Genomic DNA, 4,920 nt, shown 5'->3' with positions numbered 1-4,920 from the left:
CTCGAGGACCTCGAGACGGTGATCGTCGTGGACGCAACTGACGCTCCGACCGCCGCGAGCGGTTCGGGCGACGCGGATGACTCGGACGGCGTGAACGTGGTTCCGAGCTCGGTACCGTTCGGCACGGTCTGAACGCGGCTACCCGCCGGTAACGTGACCAGGACTCCGGTCGATATGTTCGGTGGTGTTCGTATGACCGTGCGGTGACTCACCCATCGGGTCGGCCGATCGCATCGAATACTGTCGTACGGGCTCGACTGACCGGTCGAGCAGGCACAACCGCTAGCTCGGCCGCGGGGTCGATCACGAGAAGCAGAAGGGCAACTGACCACGTGTGGACGACGTCGGGGAAACTGGCAGGTATGCACTACGAGATTCGGCAAGCATGAGTCGCGATCGCAATTTAGACGGCACTCCTCCTCGCCCGGAAGCCGTAGCGACGAACCGCAAACCACGTTCCCGCCGACCTCGTCGCGCACGGAACGCCACCCCGCTGCTGCCTCAGCTGTTGACAGCGGCAGTGGAGATCGGTCCGGAACGCGACGCGCTGATCTTCGGCGATCGCCGACTTACGTATGCCGCGCTGGATCGGCGTTCCTCGCGGATAGCCCGTCTGCTTATCGAACGTGGGGCCGGTCCCGAAGACGTCGTCGCCATCGCCATCACCCGCTCGATTGACTCGGTGGTCGCGCTGTGGGCGGTCGCCAAGACGGGCGCCGCCTTTGTTCCAGTCGACCCGACATATCCCGCCGACCGCGTCCAACACATGTTGTCCGATTCGGGCGCGCGCATCGGAGTAACTACCAACGAGTTCGTGGGTCGACTTCCGCAGGATTGCCGGTGGTCGGTGCTCGACGACGCCGAGTTCGCGGCATCACTGGCAGCGCTGTCTGACGAGAAGATCTCTCTGTCGGACCGCCGTGCGCTGCTACGTGTAGACAACCCTGCCTACATCATCTATACGTCGGGATCGACCGGACGTCCGAAGGGCGTAGTTGTCACACACACCGGGTTGGCTGGGCTGGCGAGTGAACAGCTCGTGCACTATGGGGTTTCATCGAATTCTCGGACACTTCACTTCGCATCGCCGAGTTTCGATATGTCGATATTCGAATTGTTGTTAACGGTGACCGCCGGAGCAGCCATGGTGATTGCGCCTACCGACGTCTACGGGGGGCCGGAACTCGCTAGCTTCATTCGGCGCGAGGGCGTCACGCATGCAGTCGCGACACCTGCCGCCTTAGCGACAATGGATGACGTGGACCTTCCCGAACTGGAGGTCGTGGTCGTGGGCGGGGAGACTTGCGCGCCCGAACTTGTCGAGCGGTGGGGGCGCGGTAGGGCGTTCTTCAATGCGTACGGGCCGACTGAAACCACCATTATCAGTACAACTTCCTCAGCGCTGGGCCCAGGCGATCCAGTAACCATCGGCGGTCCGATACCGGGCACGGTCGCATATGTCCTGGACCAACGATTGAGGGTGGTTCCCACCGGCGCAGCGGGTGAGCTTTACCTGTCAGGTGCGGGTGTTGCCCGTGGATACCGTTCGAGGCCCGGGCTCTCAGCAGCGAGGTTCGTCGCGAACCCATTTGCAGACAATAACTCAAGAATGTACCGAACTGGCGACCTCGTGCGTCGAACGCCTGACGGGTCGTTGTTGTTCATCGGTCGGAACGATTCACAAGTCAAAATCCGAGGGTTCCGGATCGAACTTGGCGAGATCGACACAGCTCTTACCGCACATCCGTCGGTGCGATTCGCCGCTTCTGTCACGCGTCGGGGTCCGGACGGAGCGAGCACCGTAGTCGCCTACGTACAACCTGTCTCAGGTGAGCCGCTCGATACGGCGGGCCTTACCGCTTACGTCCGACGCTCACTGCCCAAACACATGATCCCGTCGTCGATCATGATCATCGACGACGTGCCGCTCACCCCTGCGGGCAAGTTGGATCGCGATCGGTTGCCCGACCCGGCATTCACCGCCAGGGAGTATCGAGCGCCCGAGACGGACACCGAGATCGCCGTCACGGCGGTGTTCGAAGAAATCCTCGGTGTCGAGCAGGTCGGTAAGGACGACGACTTCTTCGAGATGGGCGGCAATTCCCTCTCTGCCACCCGTCTGGCTGCGCGTATCGGGGCGGCGCTCGACATCTCCTTCGGTGCCCGAGAAGTGTTTCAAGACTCCACGGTTGCCGGGCTTGCAGCTGCTGCGGAGAACAAATTCGGAGGTCCACGACGTATCGCGTTGGGTGCGGACCCGCGGCCTGCGCGGATACCGCTGTCCCTCGCACAACAGCGCATGTGGTTCCTCAACCGATTCGATCCGCAGTCCGCGGCGTACAATATTCCGATTGCCATCCGGTTGACCGGCGAGGTCGATGTGCCATCGCTGCTCGCCGCGATCGACGACATTGCTGTCCGGCACGAGCCCCTCCGAACCATCTACCCCTCCGATGCGGAAGGTCCGTATCAGCGGATCCTGCCGACCACCGAGTCGGTCGACGTCGAGATCGTCGACATGCCTACGAATCGCGTCGTCGTTGCCGTTCAGGAACTTGCGGCATCGTCGTTCGACGTCACCTCCGAGGTTCCCATTCGCGTGCGCGTCTATCGGGTGTCGGATTCGGGCACCGTGCCGGAGTACGTGCTGGCGATGGTGGTGCAGCACATCTCGGCCGACGGCGGATCGATGGCGCCGCTGACGCGGGATCTGATGCTCGCGTACGCGGCACGTGCCCAGGGGAACGCTCCGACGTGGGCTCCGCTGTCGGTGCAATACGCAGATTTCGCGCTGTGGCAGCGGAAGGTTCTCGGCCGGGAGGACGACCCGACGTCGATCTCCCATCAACAGCTCGAGTTCTGGAAGTCGGAACTACGCGGCCTGCCGGACCAGATCGATCTACCGACGGATCGCCCCCGTCCGGCGGTCCAGTCGTTCGAGGGCGGCAAGGTCGATTTCGAAGTAGGCGCCGACGTGCAGGCAGCTCTGAGCTCTCTTGCCCGAGGGATGAACGCGACGTTGTTCATGGCGGTCCATGCCGCGTGGGCGGCACTGTTGTCCAGGTTGTCGGGCTCGACGGACATCGCCGTCGGCTCGCCGATCGCGGGCCGCGGAGAGGAGGCGTTGGACGATCTGATCGGAATGTTTGCCAACACCTTGGTTTTCCGTACCGAAGTCGAGCCCTCGTCCTCCTATCGGCAACTGCTCACCGAGGTCCGCGAGGTCGACGTGCGTGCGCTTGCACACGCGGACGTCCCCTTCGAGCGCCTGGTGGAAGTACTCAATCCGGCGAGGTCGACCGCACGTCATCCGTTGTTCCAGGTCGGCTTGTCCTTTCAGAACTTGGAAAAGACGGAGTTCACACTTCCCGGTCTGTCCGTGTCCGGCGTCGAGGCCGATGCCGAAGTCGCGCAATTCGATCTGCATATGATCGTCTCGGACCAGTACGACGAGGACGGCAACCCCACGGGCATCGGCGGCACACTCAAATTTGCGTCGGCGTTGTTCGATGCGTCGACGGCTGCTGCGGTGGCCGATCGGTTCGTGGCCTTTCTCACTGCTGTTGCGGAACGACCGGATGGTGCGATCGGCGACGTCGACATCGTCGGTGCGGTGGAGCGAGACCGCGTCGCGCGGGTGTGGAATGCGACTGACCGTGCGGTCGACCGTGATGCGACCTTGGTGTCGTTGCTGTATGCGAGTGTTGCCGCTGTTCCGGATTCGGTCGCTTTGACGTTCGAGGCCGGGTCGTGGACGTACGCTGATTTCGCGGCGCGTGTGAATCGGCTTGCTCGGCATCTGATTTCGTTGGGTGTGGGTCCGGAATCGAGAGTTGTGGTGGCGATTCGGCGTTCGGAGTCGATGGTGACTGCGATGTACGCGACGGTCGTTGCCGGTGGTGCGTATGTGCCGGTGGATCCCGACCAGCCCGCGGAACGAACCGGATATATTTTCGATTCGGCGCGGCCGGAGGTGGTGCTCGTCGCGGGCAGGGACGGCTCGGTCGATCTACCTGAATCCGGTGCCATCGTTGTCGACGTCGAGTCGTTCGATGCCGAGAGCGTGTCCGGGTCGCCGTTGGCGGACGTCGAGCGGGTTCGGCCGTTGCGCCCGGACAATTGTGCGTACGTGATCTTCACCTCGGGTTCGACGGGTCGCCCGAAGGGCGTGGCGGTCTCGCATCGCGCGGTGGTCAATCAGCTCGAGTGGAAGCGGTCGGAGTACGGCCTCGGTACTTCCGATGTGGCGTTGCTCAAGACGGCGGCGACGTTCGATTTGTCGGTGTGGGAGTTGTGGTCGTGGGCGACGATCGGTGGTCGGCTCGTGATTGCCTCGGTAGACGGTCATCGTGATCCGGCGTATCTCGCCGATGTGATCGAGCGCGAGGGTGTGACGACGTTGCATGTGGTGCCGTCGGTGCTCGCCGCGATCGTTCGGGCATCGAGCAGCGGGTTGCCGTCGTCGCTGCGTCGTGTGTTGGCTATCGGCGAGGCTCTTCCGGCGGCGACCGCGGAGTCGGTGCTTTCTGGTAGCGATGTGCGGCTCGACAACGTTTACGGTCCCACCGAGGCGGCTGTGTCGGTGACCTCGCATCGGGTTGAGCTTCCTGTCGGTTCGGTTGTTCCGATCGGTCGGCCCGAGTGGAATGTGTCCGTCTTCGTGCTCGATACGCGTCTGCAGCCTGTTCCGGTGGGTGTGGTGGGGGAGTTGTATCTGGCGGGTGTTCAGCTGGCGCGTGGGTATCACGGGCGGTCCGATCTGACGGCGGAGCGATTTGTTGCGGACCCGTTCGGAACCGGCGCCCGGTTGTATCGCACGGGTGATGTGGTGCGCTGGAACAGCCTCGGGCAGCTGGAGTTTGTCGGCCGTGTTGATGATCAGGTGAAGATCCGTGGTTTCCGGGTGGAGCCCGGTGAGGT

At 63.2% G+C, this 4,920-nt stretch carries 1 pseudogene; it reads left to right on the top strand.

What is annotated here, in order from left to right:
* Positions 1 to 505 precede the first annotated feature (505 nt).
* Positions 506 to 4,920: pseudogene (locus tag WBQ44_RS22410) on the top strand (amino acid adenylation domain-containing protein); the annotation flags it as partial.

This window comes from Rhodococcus sp. (in: high G+C Gram-positive bacteria) (genome assembly GCF_049591685.1).
In the GTDB taxonomy this organism is placed as follows: domain Bacteria; phylum Actinomycetota; class Actinomycetes; order Mycobacteriales; family Mycobacteriaceae; genus Rhodococcoides.
Note: the sequence above shows the minus strand (reverse complement) of the source record. Positions and strands in the feature narration are given on the sequence as shown.